The organism is Pandoraea terrae, assembly GCF_902459695.1.
Lineage (GTDB): Bacteria > Pseudomonadota > Gammaproteobacteria > Burkholderiales > Burkholderiaceae > Pandoraea > Pandoraea terrae.
The window spans coordinates 15017-32205 of the sequence record NZ_CABPRZ010000040.1 but is presented as its reverse complement, the minus strand read 5'-3'; the positions used below and the strand labels follow the sequence as shown (position 1 = coordinate 32205).

22 protein-coding genes are annotated in these 17189 nt (G+C 65.5%); 16 read left to right on the top strand and 6 right to left on the bottom strand.

All coding sequences use genetic code 11. The annotated features are described in order from the left end of the window. On the bottom strand, positions 1 to 734 hold a 734-nt coding region (locus tag PTE30175_RS26855), incomplete at its 3' end, for a Rossmann-fold NAD(P)-binding domain-containing protein (protein ID WP_150700124.1). Between the two features lie 391 nt (positions 735 to 1125). On the opposite strand from PTE30175_RS26855, the gene PTE30175_RS26850 reads away from it, so the two are divergent. The 11 genes from PTE30175_RS26850 (at position 1126) to PTE30175_RS26810 (ending at position 7964) form a co-directional block, all read left to right on the top strand. Further along, positions 1126 to 1602, top strand: coding sequence for an NUDIX hydrolase (locus PTE30175_RS26850; RefSeq protein ID WP_150700123.1), 477 nt, complete (start codon positions 1126 to 1128; stop codon positions 1600 to 1602). Next, positions 1599 to 2723: a tRNA 2-thiouridine(34) synthase MnmA gene (mnmA, locus tag PTE30175_RS26845; RefSeq protein ID WP_150700122.1), complete on the top strand. Its 1125-nt coding sequence runs from the start codon at positions 1599 to 1601 to the stop codon at positions 2721 to 2723. Before PTE30175_RS26850 ends, mnmA begins: the two co-directional genes overlap by 4 nt. A gap of 94 nt (positions 2724 to 2817) precedes the next feature. Further along, positions 2818 to 3021 (top strand): hypothetical protein, encoded by a 204-nt coding sequence (locus tag PTE30175_RS28395; protein ID WP_191629243.1) that lies wholly within the window; start codon positions 2818 to 2820, stop codon positions 3019 to 3021. 119 nt (positions 3022 to 3140) lie between these two features. After that, positions 3141 to 3941 carry a helix-turn-helix transcriptional regulator gene (locus tag PTE30175_RS26840; RefSeq protein ID WP_224788995.1) on the top strand — a complete coding sequence of 267 codons (801 nt, stop codon included), beginning with the start codon at positions 3141 to 3143 and terminating at the stop codon, positions 3939 to 3941. Further along, the gene (sctF, locus tag PTE30175_RS26835) at positions 3938 to 4156 is read left to right on the top strand and encodes a type III secretion system needle filament subunit SctF (protein ID WP_224788994.1); all 219 of its coding nucleotides are present in this window, start codon (positions 3938 to 3940) and stop codon (positions 4154 to 4156) included. Before PTE30175_RS26840 ends, sctF begins: the two co-directional genes overlap by 4 nt. Next, positions 4153 to 4506 carry an EscG/YscG/SsaH family type III secretion system needle protein co-chaperone gene (locus PTE30175_RS26830; RefSeq protein WP_150700121.1) on the top strand — a complete coding sequence of 118 codons (354 nt, stop codon included), beginning with the start codon at positions 4153 to 4155 and terminating at the stop codon, positions 4504 to 4506. Before sctF ends, PTE30175_RS26830 begins: the two co-directional genes overlap by 4 nt. Before the next feature lie 7 nt (positions 4507 to 4513). Beyond that, positions 4514 to 4855: a type III secretion system inner rod subunit SctI gene (gene sctI / locus PTE30175_RS26825; RefSeq protein WP_191629242.1), complete on the top strand. Its 342-nt coding sequence runs from the start codon at positions 4514 to 4516 to the stop codon at positions 4853 to 4855. Continuing rightward, complete coding sequence (sctJ, locus tag PTE30175_RS26820) at positions 4852 to 5580, top strand: type III secretion system inner membrane ring lipoprotein SctJ (RefSeq protein ID WP_150700119.1); 729 nt, start codon at positions 4852 to 4854, stop codon at positions 5578 to 5580. The genes sctI and sctJ overlap by 4 nt, the downstream gene beginning before the upstream one ends. Beyond that, positions 5577 to 6212, top strand: a complete 636-nt coding sequence (locus PTE30175_RS26815; protein ID WP_150700118.1) for a type III secretion system domain-containing protein — start codon at positions 5577 to 5579, stop codon at positions 6210 to 6212. The genes sctJ and PTE30175_RS26815 overlap by 4 nt, the downstream gene beginning before the upstream one ends. Further along, positions 6209 to 6874, top strand: a complete 666-nt coding sequence (locus tag PTE30175_RS28390; protein ID WP_191629241.1) for a hypothetical protein — start codon at positions 6209 to 6211, stop codon at positions 6872 to 6874. Before PTE30175_RS26815 ends, PTE30175_RS28390 begins: the two co-directional genes overlap by 4 nt. Further along, positions 6867 to 7964, top strand: a complete 1098-nt coding sequence (locus PTE30175_RS26810; protein ID WP_191629240.1) for an HrpJ domain-containing protein — start codon at positions 6867 to 6869, stop codon at positions 7962 to 7964. Before PTE30175_RS28390 ends, PTE30175_RS26810 begins: the two co-directional genes overlap by 8 nt. A gap of 58 nt (positions 7965 to 8022) precedes the next feature. On the opposite strand, the gene PTE30175_RS26805 is transcribed toward PTE30175_RS26810, so the two are convergent. The 5 genes from PTE30175_RS26805 to PTE30175_RS28385 all read right to left on the bottom strand — a co-directional run bounded on the left by PTE30175_RS26805 (position 8023) and on the right by PTE30175_RS28385 (position 12027). Continuing rightward, the gene (locus tag PTE30175_RS26805; protein WP_150700116.1) at positions 8023 to 8439 is read right to left on the bottom strand and encodes an InvB/SpaK family type III secretion system chaperone; all 417 of its coding nucleotides are present in this window, start codon (positions 8437 to 8439) and stop codon (positions 8023 to 8025) included. A 184-nt stretch (positions 8440 to 8623) separates the two neighbouring features. Beyond that, positions 8624 to 8842 (bottom strand): EscE/YscE/SsaE family type III secretion system needle protein co-chaperone, encoded by a 219-nt coding sequence (locus tag PTE30175_RS26800; protein ID WP_150700115.1) that lies wholly within the window; start codon positions 8840 to 8842, stop codon positions 8624 to 8626. A 12-nt stretch (positions 8843 to 8854) separates the two neighbouring features. Next, positions 8855 to 10129 (bottom strand): type III secretion system inner membrane ring subunit SctD, encoded by a 1275-nt coding sequence (gene sctD / locus PTE30175_RS26795; RefSeq protein WP_150700114.1) that lies wholly within the window; start codon positions 10127 to 10129, stop codon positions 8855 to 8857. 6 nt (positions 10130 to 10135) lie between these two features. After that, the gene (locus PTE30175_RS26790; RefSeq protein WP_191629239.1) at positions 10136 to 11629 is read right to left on the bottom strand and encodes an EscC/YscC/HrcC family type III secretion system outer membrane ring protein; all 1494 of its coding nucleotides are present in this window, start codon (positions 11627 to 11629) and stop codon (positions 10136 to 10138) included. After that, positions 11626 to 12027, bottom strand: a complete 402-nt coding sequence (locus PTE30175_RS28385) for a hypothetical protein (RefSeq protein ID WP_191629238.1) — start codon at positions 12025 to 12027, stop codon at positions 11626 to 11628. The genes PTE30175_RS26790 and PTE30175_RS28385 overlap by 4 nt, the downstream gene beginning before the upstream one ends. Before the next feature lie 189 nt (positions 12028 to 12216). On the opposite strand from PTE30175_RS28385, the gene PTE30175_RS26785 reads away from it, so the two are divergent. The 5 genes from PTE30175_RS26785 to PTE30175_RS26765 all read left to right on the top strand — a co-directional run bounded on the left by PTE30175_RS26785 (position 12217) and on the right by PTE30175_RS26765 (position 17165). After that, positions 12217 to 12849, top strand: coding sequence for a two component system response regulator (locus PTE30175_RS26785; RefSeq protein ID WP_150700112.1), 633 nt, complete (start codon positions 12217 to 12219; stop codon positions 12847 to 12849). 179 nt (positions 12850 to 13028) lie between these two features. Further along, positions 13029 to 13397 carry a hypothetical protein gene (locus PTE30175_RS26780; RefSeq protein WP_150700111.1) on the top strand — a complete coding sequence of 123 codons (369 nt, stop codon included), beginning with the start codon at positions 13029 to 13031 and terminating at the stop codon, positions 13395 to 13397. Further along, positions 13394 to 15427 carry a type III secretion system export apparatus subunit SctV gene (gene sctV / locus PTE30175_RS26775; protein WP_150700110.1) on the top strand — a complete coding sequence of 678 codons (2034 nt, stop codon included), beginning with the start codon at positions 13394 to 13396 and terminating at the stop codon, positions 15425 to 15427. Before PTE30175_RS26780 ends, sctV begins: the two co-directional genes overlap by 4 nt. Then, positions 15427 to 16797: a FliI/YscN family ATPase gene (locus PTE30175_RS26770; RefSeq protein WP_150700125.1), complete on the top strand. Its 1371-nt coding sequence runs from the start codon at positions 15427 to 15429 to the stop codon at positions 16795 to 16797. Before sctV ends, PTE30175_RS26770 begins: the two co-directional genes overlap by 1 nt. Continuing rightward, the gene (locus tag PTE30175_RS26765) at positions 16773 to 17165 is read left to right on the top strand and encodes a hypothetical protein (protein ID WP_150700109.1); all 393 of its coding nucleotides are present in this window, start codon (positions 16773 to 16775) and stop codon (positions 17163 to 17165) included. Before PTE30175_RS26770 ends, PTE30175_RS26765 begins: the two co-directional genes overlap by 25 nt. Positions 17166 to 17189: the final 24 nt, after the last annotated feature.

Sequence of the window (17189 nt, the reverse complement as noted above, 5' to 3'; positions counted from 1 at the left end):
AGCTGCGCCTGGCGCGCGAGCCACGCGGCCGGCATCGGCCGGGCGTAGCCGCCCACGCCCTGCGCGATCTCGCGCTCTTCGTCGGTCTCGAACGGCACGTCGATGAACTTGGCGCCGAGCGACTCGATCTGCTCCTTGACGGCGGGGCGCACGTCGGAGGCCTCGATGACCGCGCCCAGCCGCTTGGCCGTGGCGATGGCCTGCAGGCCGGCCACGCCGGCGCCGAGCACGACGATGCGGGCGGCCTTGACGGTGCCCGCGGCGGTCATCAGCATCGGCATGAAGCGCTGGTAGAGATTGGCGGCGAGCATCACCGCCTTGTAGCCGGCGATGTTGGCCTGCGACGAGAGCACGTCCATGCTCTGCGCGCGCGTGGTGCGCGGCGCCGCTTCGAGCGCGAACGCATTGATCCCGGCGGCGGCCATGCGGGCGTTGTTCTCGGTGTCGAACGGGTTGAGCATGCCGACGAGCGCGCTTCCCCGGGGAATCTGGGCGAGCTCTTCCCCTGACGGTGCACGCACCTTCAGCACGATCTGGGCCCCGAGCGCATCTGCCGCCGAGCCAAGGGAGGCGCCGGCTGCTTCGAACGCCGTATCCGGCACGCTTGCCGCCACGCCAGCACCGCGCGCGACGATGACCTGGTGGCCCGCAGCCACCAGTTTCTTGACGGTCTCGGGCGTAGCCGCAACGCGGGATTCGCCGAAGAGCGTCTCGGCGGGAATGCCGATTCTCATTGCACTTCTCCTTGGTATGTAGAACGGATCTCGTCAACGGCCAAGGAGCAGAGGTTTACGCTGCCGGGGGGCAGGGCTTGCACCCTAATTACGCGTACCCCGTCGCCGCTGATGACATTAGTCCTGCTGGAGTCCTGCTGGAACTAACTACAAGAATTCGGTGAGGCGGTACTACAAGACTGCGCACTGCTTGAGCGGCAAGCTTACCCGAAGATTGGGCACAAGCCTATTACACGTATTGGCATAAGGTTATTCCCAGCAGACAGTATCGCCACGTATCCCTTGTCCTTCCGGGGAGCGGGCGCTGCGCCGCCGTCTGCGAAAAGTCCCGCCAGACGGTAAAATAGCGGCCTTAGCGGGGTATCCCCCGGAGAAATCCCAAGGTAACGCGATGGACGCACGTTGGAAGCCGAACGTTACGGTGGCCGCGGTGATCGAGCGGGACGGCCGTTTCCTGCTCGTCGAAGAGGAAACGCCGGACGGTTTGCAAATTAACCAACCGGCCGGTCACCTCGAATATGGCGAGTCGCTGCTGGCTGCCGTTGCGCGCGAGACACGCGAGGAGACGGCGCACGCGTTTGTCGCGCGACACCTGCTCGGCATTTACCTGGCGCCGGGACCGAGTCCGGTGACCTACCTGCGATTCGCCTTCACGGGCGAGTTGGGCGAGCAGATCGCCGGGCAGCGACTTGACGCCGGCATTCAACGGATCCTCTGGCTGAGCCCGGAAGAGATTCGGGCACAACGCGCACGCCACCGCAGTCCGCTGCTGGAGCGATGCGTCGACGATTACCTTGGCGGCCAGCGCTTCGACCTGGCGCTTCTTTACTCCCATCCGGCATTGGCCGGCGGGCAGGGCAACACATGAGTCAGAAACGCGTAGTGGTGGGCATGTCAGGCGGCGTCGATTCGTCAGTGACGGCATGGCTGCTCAAACAACAAGGCTATGACGTCGTCGGACTGTTCATGAAGAACTGGGAAGACGATGACGATAGCGAGTACTGTTCGACCCGGCAGGACTGGATCGACGTGGTGTCGGTCGCCGATTTGATCGGTATCGACGTCGAGGCGGTGAATTTCGCTGCGGAGTACAAAGACCGGGTGTTCGCGGAATTCCTGCGCGAGTACTCCGCCGGCCGCACGCCCAATCCCGACGTGCTGTGCAATGCCGAAATCAAGTTCAAGGCGTTTCTCGACCACGCCATCGCGCTGGGCGGCGAGACGATCGCCACGGGCCACTACGCCCGGGTGCGCGAGCGCGAAGGGCGTTTCGAACTGCTCAAGGCGCTGGACCACACGAAGGACCAGAGCTATTTCCTGCATCGGCTGAACCAGCGTCAGCTCTCGCGCACCCTGTTTCCGTTGGGCGAAATGCCGAAGACGAAAGTGCGCGAGATTGCGGCAAGCATCGGTCTGCCGAACGCAAAGAAGAAGGACTCGACCGGTATTTGCTTCATTGGCGAGCGGCCGTTTCGCGACTTTCTCAACCGCTACCTGCCGACCCGGCCGGGACCGATGAAGACGCCTGACGGGACCGTTGTCGGCGAACACGTTGGCCTGGCCTTCTACACCTTCGGCCAGCGCAAGGGCATCGGCCTTGGCGGCAGCCGCGACGGCTCGGGCGAGCCGTGGTTCGTCGCGAAGAAAGACATGGCGGCCAATACACTGTACGTCGTGCAGGGCCACGATCATCCCTGGCTGCTCTCGGATACGCTCGATGCGGAAGACCTCTCGTGGGTCGCCGGCGAGGCGCCGGCCGAGGGGACACAGTGCGGCGCGAAATCGCGCTACCGCCAGGCGGATGCCGCCTGCACGGTCACGCGCGCGGACGCCGGCCACCTGACGCTGTCCTTCGCCGATGCCCAGTGGGCCGTGACACCGGGCCAATCCGCCGTGCTCTACGACGGCGAGATTTGCCTGGGCGGCGGTATCATCGCCGGCGCGGCCCCCGCCTTGGCCCCGGCCCGCGAGCACGCCATCGCACGCTGATCCCGCCCGGCGCCGCCCTCATCCGGGAGGTGGCTTCGGGCGACTTCGGTTGCCGCAATGACGACGGCACGTTCAATGCCGGGAAGTTCGCCGCGTGTCGGCCAACGATATCCGTCTGCTTTCCGATCTTCTCAAGTATTTGGAACCGGGTGACCTGTTGCGCGGCCAGTTCCGCTATCAACTTTACAAACGTTGGTGGCCCGTCGCGCGCCGACAATTTTGCACCCGCCGTTCCGGCCTGACCGGCGTAGAGGCGGCCAGGGCGCGTTTGGGAAAAGTACTTTCGAATCTCGCATAAGAATTTTCGGATAACTATCGACAGCAACCTTCCTTGTGCCGGGTTCAGGTGATTACCGGATGACGGTGTGAGGCTGCCCCCCGTATCTTCGACGCACCATCTCCATCACAGGTGAGGCCATGAGTACGGTGAGGTTTCTGTTCAATGCAAAGCCGACTGAACTGGAAGTGCGCGGTATCCTGCACGCGGTCCCCGCATGCAGCATGACGGCCACCGTTCCGGAGGCGTCGCTCGATGATGACGCGGCATCGCGCTTTCATGACTTCCATGTGTGCGATCTGCAGGCGTTATATGCCGATGTCGTCGATCTGCTCGACAGGCGGCCGTTGGGCGTCTTTCATCGGCAGTTGGTACGCACGCTCGCACTGGAATCGAGCGTGTTCGAAGTTGCGCAGGCGCTGGAGGCTTCCGATCGCATGGCGCTGCTGCGTTTCGTCTTCGTCTATTGCTTGTGCCGCGATCAAGTGTATTTTTCGGCGTTGCTGAGGCAAAGCATTGCCGGCAGTCATTCCCTGTTTGATTTTGTCGAGGCGAATTTCCACAAGCCGTGGCCGGTCGGCCGCCTTGCCGACGAGTTCGGCATGCCCCTGCGCAAGTTCCGATATCTGTTCCAGCAAACCTATGGCATGCCGGCCAAGCAGTGGCTGCTTGAGCGGCGCTTGCGACTCGCGCGGGACCTGTTGCTCTCCACGCGGCACAAGGTGCTCGATATCGCACTGGAGTGCGGCTTTACCAACCACGCGCATTTCACGGACACGTTTCGCAAGCGCTTCGACTGCGCGCCGACGGAGATTCGTCTGGGCGCGCCGCCGCTGCGCGGCGGCATGCGCGTCGCGCTGCCGACGGCGGATGCGTTTGCCTTGATGCGGGCCGATCTGGTCGCGGGACACGGCGCGCACGACAAGGAAATGGCGTTGTGAACGTCGAGGAAATCAATGACCGGATGTCAGGCATGGTGCGGCACGCCTCGAGTCAGGCGGTCAGCGCCATGGAACAGCACAAGACAAACGATACACAGGACATGCTGAAAATGCAGTTCGCGTTGCAACAATACTCGATTGTCGTGGGCACACACAGCGCGGTCATCAAGCTCGTCAAGGACACGTTGATGGGCATCATCGCGAAGATCGCATGAGCGTGCCGCTGACCGCAACATTGCGCAGGCTGATCGTCGAGGCCGGACTCGCGGCGGCGCACCACGGATTGGCATCGGAGGCCGATGCGATCATGGCGGCGCTGCCTGCGCTCGTGCCGGATCCGGACGCAGCGCGGCGCTTGCACGCGGCTTGCCTCATTGCGCTTGGGCGCGGGGACGAGGCCGCCGCATGTCTGCGGCAGGATGCATCGACCGAGGCGTGCGCGCTGCGCCAATGGATCGGTGCGGCACGCGGGCGCGGTCCGCATTCGCTGCCGCATGATGCTCCGCTGCCGGCGGTTGTCCCGGCGGCCCCGTTGATCCCACTCAATCCTCCACGACATGTCTGATCCCGTCATGGCAGTCAATGCGGCCCTTGCCAGTCCGTTGGCACCCTCGGCTTCCGGGGATATCTCCGGCGCCGCCACCGACGCCACAGCCGCGCAACAGTTCGCGCAGGCGCTCATGGGGGCGCCGCCGTTGCCTGAGCACGCCTTGTTGCACGCCGTGCGCGGCGTGGCGCAAGCGACCGACGGACTCGCCGGCACGGCCTTCTCGGGGCCTGGCGCGCTGAGCGACCCCGGTCGCATGTTGGCTGAGCAAACGGCGCTAACAAAGCGGGTCCTGGCACTTGAACTGGTGGCCAAAGTGGCTGGCACGGTCTCGCAGGCCGTCAACAAACTCACGCAAATGCAATGATGTCGGTGCGCTTTCGCCGCGTTACAGGCATGGTCGCGCTGCTCCTGCTGACGGGGTGCAAGGTCGATCTCCATAGCGGCCTGCAGGAGGGCGAAGCCAATCAGATGCTCGCGCTGTTGATGCTCGCGGGCATCGATGCCGATAAACGCCCCGCGGCCACGGGTACGGTCAACTTGCGCGTCGAGCGCGCCCAGTTCGTGCACGCTGTCGAGGTGTTGCGCCAGCACGGCTTGCCGCAGCGCAGGCGCGACTCGGTCGCCGACGTGTTTCCGTCCGGCCAGCTCGTGAGCTCCCCTTTGCAGGAGCAGGCCAAGCTGATCTATCTGAAGGAGCAGCGCATCGAAAAGATGCTGACCGGCATGGAAGGCGTGATTTCCGCAGACGTGTCGATTGCGCATGCCCCGCCCGACAGCGCGGGCAGGCCGGCGGCACCGCCCGGAGTGGCGGTGCTTGTGAAGTACACGCCAGAAGTGAATCTTGCACAGCGCGTGACCGACATCAAGAGCCTGGTGCACGACAGCGTGCCGGGCCTTGCGCCCGAGCGAATCAGCGTCGTGCTGCAAGCTTCCGATTACCGCTTGCCTGCGGCAAAGGCGATGCCGTCGGCGGAAAAGCTGCAGGCTGTGCCTTGGCCGGCGGCCATTGTGGCGTTGGCGCTGCTCGTCGGCGCTGGCGGGTTCGCGTGGTTTCTGCGCCGCCGCAGGCGCACTGGAGGGCCTGCATGATCGACCGGCACTTCGCTGACTGGCATGCCCTCGCGTGGCGGCCGGGCAGCATGATGCATCGCGGCTGGTGGCCGGCGTTGGGCTTGGACGCGTGGCATGACGCTTATCGTGACGCGCCCGGATGCCGGGCCGCGCTCGACCGGTGTATTGTCGCCGCGCGGGGCTGGCCGCGAGCGACCCTGCCGGGCCCGCTCGACGATGCCGCCCGGGCGGTGCTGCGCTTGCGGCCGAGATTTCTCATGCTGACGCTCGCCTTGGGTTTGCGCGAGCTCGCTTGTGCGGACTACCTGTTGCTGGGCGTTTTCCGGCGAGCGCTGTCGGCTTGGATGCTGCCTTCACAGTGCGACCGCTTGCTGCTGACCCGGCGCGAGTGGCCCGGCGCGCCGCAGGTTGAACCTGCGCAGTTGCGCGACGCCGCCCTTGCCGCCGGCACCCGGGCGCTCGCGGCGACATGCGCCGGCGCGCAGCAGGCGTGCGACGTTCACCGCGCCATGTTGAGCCTGCTGCCGCCCGCGGCCGGCCAAGCCGTGGGCGAGGCGGCGGCCTTGTGCGCGAACGATGGGCGCGACCTCGCAAGACCCTGGGCGAACGATCCATGGCACAGCCTGCAGCGCTTGGGCGTTTGGTTATGAGGGCGTTGCGCATCCCGATCGAACGATTGGCCGGATGTGCGCCCTCAGGCCCGATCGTATCCGCCGAGCGCATGCAATCGGCGGCCGATGCCGCAGCGGTGCTTCAGCGCGCGCATGTCTTCGCCGATGAACATCGGGAGGCCGCCGTACGGTGTCTTGCCCAGGCAAAAAGCGAGGCGGAGGCGATTCGCGAATCGGCCAGGCGTGCGGGCATGGCGGCCGCGCGTGAGGAAATCGACGCAGCGCGCGCCGCGGCAGTCGACGCTGCCGTGACCTGGTTCGCCGATGAGTCGGCATTGGAGCGTACGATCGTTGAAAGCCTCGACAAGCGCATTCGCGAGGCCATCGCGAGCGCGCTGGCGGCATTCGTCAGCCAGCAGGACACCGTCGAAATGCTTTCGCTGCGCATCGCCCGCAATATCCCGGCGATGGCGGCCGACGGCGGCCTGACACTGCGTGCGCATCCGGATCATGTCGAAGGCATCAAGACCGCGCTGGTGGCGCTGGCGCCCCTGCGCGCGATGCCGGACAGCCGGCTGCCGCCCTCGCAGGCCTTGCTGGAAAGCCCGGTGGCAAGCGTGCGGATCGATATCGATGCCGATCTTGCACGCATCCGACAGCACTTCCTTCAGACCCCGGCACCCGGATTCGCTTATGGCTGATTCGCTCACGCCGCGCGTCCGCACGGCGCCGCCTGCGGCGACGGCGCTTGATCAAATCCTCGACGAGGAATGGCACGAACTCGAAGGGGAAGGATCACAGGCGCCACGGCAGATATTGCCGCCACAGACGCACATGGCTCAGGTCATCACATCTGCAGCGCATGATGAAGACAGCGCCGTCGCCGAATCCCGGGAAAATCTCAGCCTCGCCCTCGGCACGCGGTTTCGGCGCCCGGGAAGGGAGGACGTGCGCGACGATCGTGTGCGGGGCCGGCTGTTGCTCGAGCAGCTCGCGCGCCAGGTCAATCGGATCAATCCGGCCCACCTTCACGCGATGCAGGAGCGCTTCCCCGATCTTCCGGCGGTGCCGGACCCGCTCGCGCTGCTGCGTCGGGAGGGGGTGTCGGCCGGGGCAAGCGCATTGATCCTCGCATTCTGGCTGGGCAGGCCCGGTCTGGATGAGACGCAACGCCGCCGTTTGCGCCGTGCGCTCGACGACGCGACATGCGCCGAGGGATGGGCGCTCGAACTTTTCGGCGAATGGGTGTGCGGCGATACGACGCCGGCGCTATCACGGCAGTTGGCGCAGCTCTATCGTCATGCATCGTGCCGCGAGCAATCGATGGCGCAATGGTTCGATGCCTGCCGGCAAATGCCTGATCGGGGCAAGCGCCTCGAAGCGCTGCTGCGCACGCTCGGCTTCGAACTCGGCGCGCAAGGCGCGGCCGCCGAAAGCGCGCGCCTGGCCACCGTGATCGAGGACGTGCGCCGCGTGCTGCTTTTCATGACACTTGAATCGCAATGCGCAGTTGCGGCCGGGGTCGTGGGCATCGACACAGACACCATGATCGCCGAGATGCTTGCCATGCTCGATCAGCCCTGGATGGACGCGGGGTGGCTTGCGATGCGCAGTGCGCGACTCGGGGTGACGTCACCCGAACGATCCTACGCGTTGACGCGCGAGCTGACGACGCTCACGCAGTGGACACACGACGCCTGCTTTCGCGACGGTGGCCAGCGCGAGATGCTGCTCACGGCCCTGGCGAAACGCCGCAGCGCGCTCGCAGGCGCCGGCGACGACAACGACTGAAGGGCGGGATGGCCGGCCGCGCGCGAGAACGTGGCCGACGCCGCCGCAACGCTTGCGCTTACGCGGTCAAATGCTCCCTGCACTGCTTGATGCGGTCATAGAAGTCGGTCAGCGCATGCGCCAGCGGCTCCGCGTTGGCCACCGTGTCCTGCCGGAACAGCGCGTGCAGCACGAGCCGGGTGTCATCCGCCCGAAGCTGGACATGCCCGGTCGTGGCCCATCCGGCCGGTTCGATCAGCAACTGGAGCAGCCGCTCGCTATTGGCGCGATGCAGTCGCGCGCCCTCGTCGCTCGCCACCACCGCGTGGATGCCGCAGTCGTCGTTGATCATTTCGATGATGATGCTCGGCGACGCATGAAACGTCAGCTCAATGGGCGAATGGCGATCGATGCGGCCGATTTTCGATGGATCGCAACCGATCAGTTTGAGGGCGTCTACGAGGGTCTGGGCGATATCGTAATGCATGGTTTCCATGGGTGGGCTTCATCTGCATCGGGCACGCCGTCGCGGCACCCGAACGCGCGCGGCGGCGGTGCCGCGCATTCGGCGCGGTCTGGCTACGATCGTAGACTTCCGTGGACCGTTGTGCTGTTGTCGGCGTACGCCAGTTGTCGATTCCGGCATGCCCAGTGGCGCCGGCGCGCGTCATCGCACACGCTCAGCCGTTGCGACGGTAGCGCGCCGCAAGCTTGTCGATAACATCGATGGCCGCGGCACACGCGTTCGCTTGCGCCGTCAGCGCGCGATGATGGGCCGGCGGGTGCCCCTCGCGCAGGGCGGCGCCCAACGCCCGCAAGGCATGCACAAGTGCGTCGCGCTCACCTGCCAGTGCCGGGCCACCGTCGCGCAGTCGGTTTTCAAGATTCGTCAGTGTCATGATGGCGGTACCTCACGAGGCCAGCGGTACGTGAATCAGGCGGTCGCTACGTAGCAGCGACACGCCCTCCCTGCCGATCGCCAGTACGCGCAGCCCCCTCGGCAGTTGGGTGCCGACGGTCAGGCGCGTGCCGTCCGTGAGCGTTGCATAGGGTGCTCGGACGTCGCCGCCCACGCTCGCGACGGATGCCGGCAGCCATGCATCGCCCCCGGTCACCGGCCGATTCGGCAATTGATCGAAGCGCGCCCGGGCGTGCGGTGGTTGATCTGCATTGAATTCGTCGAGCAATGCCTGAACGGCCCGGCGCCTCGCGCTCGACAATTGCGCGGTGACCACCCAAGTGCCACCAACACGCATGGCGCCGACGCCCGGAAGTTGCCGGTGGCGCGCGAGCAGCGCAGCCAGCGTTTCGAGTTCCGACGCGATGCTGTTGCTTACGTGCCACCCACCCCGCAATTTCATGTCGTCCAGCGCACGTGCCGCCCTGCGCCATCGATCGTCGGCGTCGATCGGCCCGGAGATGGTGACCTTGGCGTCGTCCGCCGCCATGTTGACGGTGACGTCGCGATAGCCGTGCATGCGAAGCGTCGTTTGCACGGCCTCCAATGCACTGGCGCGGCATTCCGTTTCGTCGCGAATGGCCAGCCCCATGGCCCGCACGCCGGCACGCAGCGCGCTCAGCGCACGCGCATCGGTGCAGTCGCCGTGAATGAGAACGGAGGTATCGCTTTGCAAGCTTGCGTCGATGCGCGCTGTCGCGCCGACGCGATCGACCAGCGCGGCAAGCTGCGCCGCCGGCGTTGGCGCCGGCACCTTCGCCGTCACGGGCCATTGCGCCACAGTCGCGGCGCCGATGACGCATGTCACGCCGGCGGCGACCGCCACGCGCCCGACACGCCCGGGCAGAAACCTTTTTGGCATGGACGGCGCCGGCCTGACGGCGGACCAGGGGGGCACCGGCACGCACGCATTGCGCGGTACCAGCTCGCGTGTCGCGATGAGGTCCGTTTCGCGGCCCAGCGCGAACCCGAAGCCGGCCACGTCGAGCGCGCGATCGAGCGGCAGGCAGTCGTCGACCGTCTCGGGCCGCCCGTCGATCCACAGCGGTACCGGTGCGCCGAGCCGCACGCCCCTATCGTCGATCATGAGCGCGGTCGTGACGTTGTCGTCAAGCGGGACGGCAATGTCCGCGTCGTCGCCGCCCAGGCGAAATACGCCATGCGGCAACGGGAGTTCGCGGCCGGCCAGCGGGCCGGTCAGCAGCTTCAGCTTGAATGATTCGGCCATGAGGCGTCACGAAAGGGGCGCGGGCTCGGCCTTGATGAGAAACAAGCGAATCACGCTGGTCGTGCGATTCTGGGTCGAGCTGAACAACCGTCCGAGGATCGGGATGTCGCCGAGCAAGGGAATTTTCTGTTCACTCTCGTGTTGTTCGTCTTGTAGGAATCCGCCCAACAAAAGGCTTTGTCCCGCACGCAATGTGGCATGCGTTGAAATCGACGAACTGCTGATATTCGGAATGTCCTTGCGGACGTTCGTCTTGTCGGGGGTGAGATGACCGTCTTCAAGATTCAGAAAAAGCATGATTTCCTGTGCGCCAGCCTCGTCGACAAGGCGCGGCGTGACGCGTAAAAGCAGCCCGGTTGACGCGCTTTCGAGGTTGCCGGACTTATTTCCGTAGAGCTTCGTGTAGAAAGTGATATTGCGGTCGAGCACGGCTTGCATATTGTCGAGCGTCACGACCGACGGACGGGAAAGCACACGTGCCTTGGAGTTCTTTTCGAGTGCGTTCAGCCGAATGAGAAATTTTCCGGTGTCTCCGACGACGGTCGAAAAATTGCTGCTTTCGGTCAATCCGGTATTGAATTCGACTGAACCGGCGCCGCCCAGGCGTGTCGCACCAGAGAAGTCGATGCCGAGGGCGTCCATGTCGTTGGCATTGACGTCGATGATGGAAACCGAAATATCGATCAGGCGCGGCTTGATGTCGAGCTGACGCACGAGGTCGGCGTAAATCGGCAGATTGCGCCGGCGGTCGCGCACGATCACGGCGTTGCGGCGCGAGTCGGCGGAAAACCGGGGTGTTGCGGGACTCGGCGCCGCCTCGGCGTCCTGTGCAAGCGGACGTGCGCCGAGAACGAGGTCGCGCAGCACGGAAGCAATCCCCGGGACGACCACCTGCTGGTTGCGATACTGATAGCGGGTGTCGTCAGCGGACGCATAGCGCAGCGGCAGGATCTCGATGGACTCCTCGCTCTCCTGCGTTTGGCGGGCGCTGTCTTCGAGATGTTGCGCAAGCGCGCTGACGGTTTCGAGACATGCAGGAACGCCGGCGACCTCTACCGCGTTGGCCGCCGTGATCTCCCGGGCCAGGCAATGTTTTGGATGCAGGACGCCGGCGGCGCGCAGGTGTTCTGCGACAACAGGAAGTTTGACGTAGCGCAGCGTCAGCAGACGCCGTGAGGTTTCGAGCGATTTGTAGACATGCAGGGTTTGACCGTCGTGATACCAGGACAGCCGATAACGTTGCGCAAGCTCATCGAGCAGGCGTTGCGGCGGGATGTCCTGCAAGGTGCCGATGAACGTGTCGTTGACTTGCGCGCTCACGAGCGTGGGCATGCCGTAGTGTCCGCCGAAATCGCGCAGCACTTCGGCAAGCGGCGTGCCGACGCTGTGAAAGAAGAATGGGGGGCCGCGCCAGACCGGTGTATCCGCCGCGGCAGGCACACCCGCGCCCCACATGAGCGCCCCCAGTCCGGCCGCAAGGCCTGCGACGCCGCGTCTCATGGCCGGATCGAAGCGTGGTCGGCGTTTGCGGGCCGCGCTTGTTCCGCCTGCCGGGCCAGCAGATCGCAGGCGAGCAACTGCCGGTTCAGGTGCGCCTCGACAACCGCGGTGCAGGCGCTGGCGGAAAAGTGGTGCACCCACCAGAGCTTCGCGTTGGCAATGCACAGTTGGTCGTCTTGCAAGTCGGCCGAGCCCGCCACGGCAAGCGTTATGCCGTGCAGCCAGCGTGTCGGAATGTCGGTGGGGTCGTCGATCGGAATCTCGGTCGCGACGCAGAAGCCGGCGGGCGTGCTGCAACACCATCCATCATGGCCCGCAAGGTTGAGCGCGCACCGGACATCGTCGCCGCGCCGGGCGACGATCCAATCGATGGCGGTCAGGCAAGCGGGTGGCGTCATGGGGAGTGCAGGACAATGGCGGGAAAAGGGAGGTCATTGTCGCGTCCGCCATCGTATCCATCATCGGGTGAATACCTGAAAAGCATGGATGCCGATGTATGTGGGCGCAATTTTCGGTCCGTATGGATCGCCCGGTGTTCATGGAAAACACGACGTTGCGGGTAACGCGTACACAGGAGTCAATCGCAGATGGCAAACGAAATGGGCGTGGTTATCGTGGAAGATCATTGCTTGCTGGCGGACGGACTGTGCCAACTCTTCGAACGCGTGCTGAACTGGCGCGTGCTGGCCAGGGTGGAGAATGGCCTCGAGGTTTACCGTGCGTGCCAGACGCACCAACCGGATCTGGTGGTGCTTGATCTCGGACTGCCCGGCATGGACGGCGTCGAGGTGATTCGTCAATGCCGGCAGCGGTGGCCGGCGCTCAAGATCGTGGTGCACTCCGCATGCGGCGATATTCGCCGCGCACGCGGGGCGCTCGATGCCGGCGCGCTGTCGTATGTCCTCAAGAGCAGCCGGCATGAAACCATGTTGACGGCCGCACGGCTGGCCGTCGCCGGTCGCACCTTCGTGGATCCTGCACTCATGGCTTCCGGCAGCACGCACAAACTCGAGGTCGCCGGGGCCGATGCGCTGACGCATCGCGAACTTCAGGTCCTGAAGCTGATCGCCGAGGGGCACCGCAATCGCGATGTCGCCGAAGCGTTGTCCATCAGCGTCAAGACCGTTGAGACCCATCGCCTGAACCTGATGCGCAAGATCGACGCGCACAGTGTTGCTGACGTCGTGAACTCGGCGCATCGGCTCGGTTTGATTGTCTGACGCCGGGAGTCGCCCGGCGCGGGCGCGAATTCAGGTGTTCGCCCGATGCAATCCCGAGGCGGGCTCGGCGAAGATCGCATCGCCATGCGAATGCGGCGCCGCACCCGGCGGTGCACGCATGGCGTGCCGGACGATCTTGTCCGGGCTCGCGCGATACGCGCCTCGGCTCACGGATGACAATGGATTTGCAAACGCAGCGAAAGCTGGAGAAGTTCTTTGAGTTGACGGGCATTGGTGTCGTGCGTTGCGAAGCGCAGATGGAAGTGCGAATGCCGCCATTGCGATTGTTCGTCGACGCCACGGAAGGGCGCGTGACCCTCGCGCTCACGACCTTGCGGCGTACGCGCGCCGGACTGGGCTGCCTGCCGTCGTTGCTTGGCGCTTGTCAACCGGAGTGGGCCTGCGGCGTGCCGGTACGCGCCTGTTGCCCCGCAGGCCGGCCGATGCTGATTGCGGCGCCGCCGGTGGCGTGCACGGTCGGCGACTGGCTGGCATGTTTCGAGGGCATGCGCCGGGTGCTGATCCGTCTCGCCGTGGCGCCGGCATGAATCGCACGCTTCATTGGTTGAGGATTGCCGCCGGGCGCCAGGACATCGTGCTGGCGGCGCTGTTGCTGCTCACGGTACTGATGATCATCATCCCGATGCCGCCGGCATTGATGGACTTGCTGACCGCCTTCAACCTGGCGGTATCGATGCTGTTGCTGATGGTGGCGCTGTATGTCAACGAGCCGCTCGACTTCTCCGCGTTTCCGTCTGTACTGCTGATGACGACGTTGTTCCGGCTCGGCCTCACCATCAGTACCAGCCGCCTGATCCTGTTGCAGGCCGATGCCGGCGATATCGTCTATACGTTTGGCGATTTCGCGGCCGGTGGCAACATCGTCGTCGGCATGATCGTGTTCCTGATCATCACCATCGTGAACTTCATCGTGATCACGAAGGGGTCGGAGCGGGTGGCCGAGGTCTCGGCGCGTTTCTCGCTCGACGGTATGCCGGGCAAGCAGATGAGCATCGACGGCGATTTGCGCGCCGGCTCGATCGACTCGGCCGAGGCGGGCAGATTGCGCCGCGTCGTGCAAAAGGAGAGCCAGTTCTACGGCGCGATGGACGGGGCGATGAAGTTCGTCAAGGGCGACGCGATTGCCGGGCTCGTCATCATCGTGGTCAACCTGTTGGGCGGCATCGGGGTCGGTGTCTTCATGAAGGGCATGAGCGCCGGCGATGCGGCGGCGCTGTTTGCAATTCTGTCGATTGGCGATGGCCTTGTGTCGCAGATACCGGCACTGCTGATTTCCGTGACAGCCGGGATTATCGTGACGCGGGTGCCGGGAGAGCAGCGCCGGAACCTGGCGCGCGAGTTGACCGACCAATTGGCCAATCAGCCGCAATCGTTGTTGGTGGCGGCGTGTGTGATGGTGCTGTTCGGATTGATCCCCGGCTTTCCGGTGCATTACTTCATGCCGCTGGGCGCGCTGGCCGGTACGGCCGCGTGGTGGGTGTCGCGCCGAAAACGCGCCGACAGCGCGGCGCTCGCGGCCGGTGCGCCGGCTGCGGAGCGCAAAAGCAAGCCCGGCGCGAAGCCTTTGCAGGTGCACTTGGGCGCCGGGCTCGGCGATGCAGCGAAGCTGGGGGCGCTGATCGACGCCCTGCGGGAGCGGAAATTCGAGCAGTTCGGGGTACCGATGCCCGATATCGAAGTGCTGCCCGCACCGTCGCTCGACGCGGACCGGTTCGAGGTGCATCTTTACCACGAGCCGGTACTCGCGTTATCGGTGCCGAAGGACGCGGCGCTCGCCGATACCGACACGCCGCGCCTTGATCTGCCGCGCGATGCGCAGTCCGACGCGTTGCCCTTTGGCGGCGTTCGCCTGCATTGGCTCGACGCGGCGCAAGCCGCGGCTGCCCAAGGCGCGGGCGTCGTGCTGTATGAGAACGAAGCTTGCATCGCGCATTGTGTTTCCGTCGTCATCGATGCGCACGCGGCTGATTTCGTCGGCGTGCAGGAGACCCGTTACCTGATGGACGCGATGGAAGACCGCTATGGCGAGCTGGTCAAGGAGCTCCAGCGGCAATTGCCCATCAGCCGAATTGCGGAAGTCTTGCAGCGCCTGGTGGCCGAAGGGATTTCGATTCGCGACCTGCGCCGCATCTTCGAGGCCTTGATCGAATGGGCCCCAAAGGAGCGTGACCAGATCATGCTGACCGAATACGTCCGGCTCGGATTGCGGCGCCATATTACCGGACGTTTTCGCCGGGGCAAGCCGTCTATCGCCGGCTGGCCGGTGGGCGCCGGCATTGAAGAGATGGTGCGCGCGTCGGTCCGGCAGACATCTGCGGGCACCTATGCGGAACTCGCGCCGGAGCAGTCAAACGCCATCGTGGCGCGTATTCAGGAGGCCGTCGCGCGCCACGATGGAACCCCCGCCGTATTGCTGACGGCGATCGACGTGCGGCGCTTCGTGCGCAAGTTGATCGAGCGTGACCTTGCCCATGTTCCGGTGTTGTCGTTTCAGGAGGTCAGCGAGGAGGCGTCGTTGCACTTGCTGGGCACGATCGATCTGGCGCCGGAACGATGATGCGCCTGCCCTCGGCACAACGGATCGCCAATGGACTGCGCCGCAGTCTGACGGCTACGCGCATGGCGGTCGATTCGGCGCTGGCGCGGCCGTCCGAGGACCTGCGCTACGGCCGGGTGATCGAGGTAACGCCGACGGCCTTGCGCGCGGTGCTGCCGCGTGTGGCGCTGGGCGAACAATGCCATCTCGTCGGATGCGGTCTGGATGCGGAGGTCATTGCAGTGGAGGGCGACCATGCCTGGCTTTCACCCTATGCCGAGCCGCGCGGCGTCGCGGCCGGATGCCTGGTGCTGCCGACGGGCGCGGCATGCCGCGTGTCCGTCGGCGAGTACCTGCTCGGACACGTTCTCGACGGTCTCGGCCGGCCCGTCGACGGCGCGAAGCCAGCGCTTCCATGCGCGGACACGCACAATCGCGGGTGCGAAGTGCGTGATCTCGAATGCGCGCCGCCGCCGCCGCTGACGCGCGCGCCGATCGATACGCCGATGCCGCTGGGGGTCAGGGCGATCGACGGCATGCTGACATGCGGACGCGGCCAGCGCATGGGCATCTTCGCGGCAGCCGGCGGCGGCAAGAGCACGCTGATGGGAATGTTGTGCGACGGTGCGCGCGTCGACGTCGTCGTGCTGGCATTGATCGGCGAACGCGGACGCGAGGTGCGGGAGTTTCTCGAACATGTCCTCACGCCGCAGGCGCGCGCCCGGGCGGTCGTGGTCGTGTCGACCTCGGACCGGCCTGCACTGGAGCGTATCAAGGCGGCGTACACGGCGACCACGATCGCGGAATATTTTCGCGATCAGGGGCAGGAAGTGCTTCTGCTGATGGATTCGCTGACGCGCTTCGGCCGGGCGGCACGCGAGATCGGCATGGCGGCGGGCGAGCCGTTGACGGCCAGCGGCTTTCCCCCGAGCTTTTTCGCGCGCCTGCCACGCTTGCTCGAACGCGCCGGGCCGGCGGCACGGGGCAGTATCACGGCGTTCTATACGGTGCTCGTCGAGGGCGACAACCTCAATGAGCCGTTGGCCGATGAGGTGCGTTCGATTCTCGACGGTCACATTGTCCTCTCGCGCCAGTTGGCGCAGGAAAACCACTACCCGGCGATCGATGTGTCGGCCAGCGTCAGTCGCGTGATGACACAGATCTGCGATCCGGCGCATGGCCGCGATGCGGGCCGGCTGCGCCGCCTGCAGGCGCTCTACCGCGAAGTCGCGCTGCTCGTGCGCGTGGGCGAGTACCAGCACGGGCAGGATCGGGAGACGGACGATGCGCTGGCACGGCGCGAAGCGATTGCCGCGTTCCTGTGCCAATCGACGGATGAACGAACGGATTTCGAGGAGACGCTGGCATGGCTCTCGGAGACCGTGAACTAGCCGCACTGCGGCAATTGCATGCGCTGGCGCGGCGGCGCGAACGGCGGCTGGCGGCGGCGCTGTCGGCGATGCAGGCCGAGGCCGCAGCGCTCGACGATGCCGTGCGCGCATGCCGTGAGCGATCGGCGCAGCTGTACGCGTCATGGGAGACGGCGCTCGCACGTTGCGGCATGCATGACCGGCAGGATTTCGAAGCGCTACGCGGCGAAGCGGATGGGCTGCGCGCGCAGGTGGCGCAAACACAGCAGACATGTGCGGATTTGTTGCGCCAGCGCGAAGCCCTGGCGCAAAGGATCGCCGCACAACGCGAGGCCATACGGGCCAATGCGATGAAGCAGGAAAAACTGACCGCCCTGTTACCGGTTTGACGGGGCGCTTGCACGGCGGAGCGC

What these genes read in the sequence shown, in the direction of transcription:
- sctD (WP_150700114.1), bottom strand. Translation starts at nt 10,129, where the DNA reads ATGGCCGAATCATTCAAGCTGAAGCTGCTGACCGGCCCGCTGGCCGGC.
- sctJ (WP_150700119.1), top strand. Translation starts at nt 4,852, where the DNA reads ATGATGTCGGTGCGCTTTCGCCGCGTTACAGGCATGGTCGCGCTGCTC.
- PTE30175_RS26810 (WP_191629240.1), top strand. Translation starts at nt 6,867, where the DNA reads ATGGCTGATTCGCTCACGCCGCGCGTCCGCACGGCGCCGCCTGCGGCG.
- PTE30175_RS26780 (WP_150700111.1), top strand. Translation starts at nt 13,029, where the DNA reads ATGGATTTGCAAACGCAGCGAAAGCTGGAGAAGTTCTTTGAGTTGACG.
- PTE30175_RS26805 (WP_150700116.1), bottom strand. Translation starts at nt 8,439, where the DNA reads ATGGAAACCATGCATTACGATATCGCCCAGACCCTCGTAGACGCCCTC.
- PTE30175_RS26800 (WP_150700115.1), bottom strand. Translation starts at nt 8,842, where the DNA reads ATGACACTGACGAATCTTGAAAACCGACTGCGCGACGGTGGCCCGGCA.
- PTE30175_RS26840 (WP_224788995.1), top strand. Translation starts at nt 3,141, where the DNA reads ATGAGTACGGTGAGGTTTCTGTTCAATGCAAAGCCGACTGAACTGGAA.
- PTE30175_RS28385 (WP_191629238.1), bottom strand. Translation starts at nt 12,027, where the DNA reads ATGACGCCACCCGCTTGCCTGACCGCCATCGATTGGATCGTCGCCCGG.
- PTE30175_RS26765 (WP_150700109.1), top strand. Translation starts at nt 16,773, where the DNA reads ATGGCTCTCGGAGACCGTGAACTAGCCGCACTGCGGCAATTGCATGCG.
- PTE30175_RS26850 (WP_150700123.1), top strand. Translation starts at nt 1,126, where the DNA reads ATGGACGCACGTTGGAAGCCGAACGTTACGGTGGCCGCGGTGATCGAG.
- mnmA (WP_150700122.1), top strand. Translation starts at nt 1,599, where the DNA reads ATGAGTCAGAAACGCGTAGTGGTGGGCATGTCAGGCGGCGTCGATTCG.
- sctI (WP_191629242.1), top strand. Translation starts at nt 4,514, where the DNA reads ATGGCAGTCAATGCGGCCCTTGCCAGTCCGTTGGCACCCTCGGCTTCC.
- PTE30175_RS26790 (WP_191629239.1), bottom strand. Translation starts at nt 11,629, where the DNA reads ATGAGACGCGGCGTCGCAGGCCTTGCGGCCGGACTGGGGGCGCTCATG.
- PTE30175_RS26830 (WP_150700121.1), top strand. Translation starts at nt 4,153, where the DNA reads ATGAGCGTGCCGCTGACCGCAACATTGCGCAGGCTGATCGTCGAGGCC.
- PTE30175_RS26785 (WP_150700112.1), top strand. Translation starts at nt 12,217, where the DNA reads ATGGCAAACGAAATGGGCGTGGTTATCGTGGAAGATCATTGCTTGCTG.
- PTE30175_RS28390 (WP_191629241.1), top strand. Translation starts at nt 6,209, where the DNA reads ATGAGGGCGTTGCGCATCCCGATCGAACGATTGGCCGGATGTGCGCCC.
- PTE30175_RS26815 (WP_150700118.1), top strand. Translation starts at nt 5,577, where the DNA reads ATGATCGACCGGCACTTCGCTGACTGGCATGCCCTCGCGTGGCGGCCG.
- sctV (WP_150700110.1), top strand. Translation starts at nt 13,394, where the DNA reads ATGAATCGCACGCTTCATTGGTTGAGGATTGCCGCCGGGCGCCAGGAC.
- PTE30175_RS26770 (WP_150700125.1), top strand. Translation starts at nt 15,427, where the DNA reads ATGCGCCTGCCCTCGGCACAACGGATCGCCAATGGACTGCGCCGCAGT.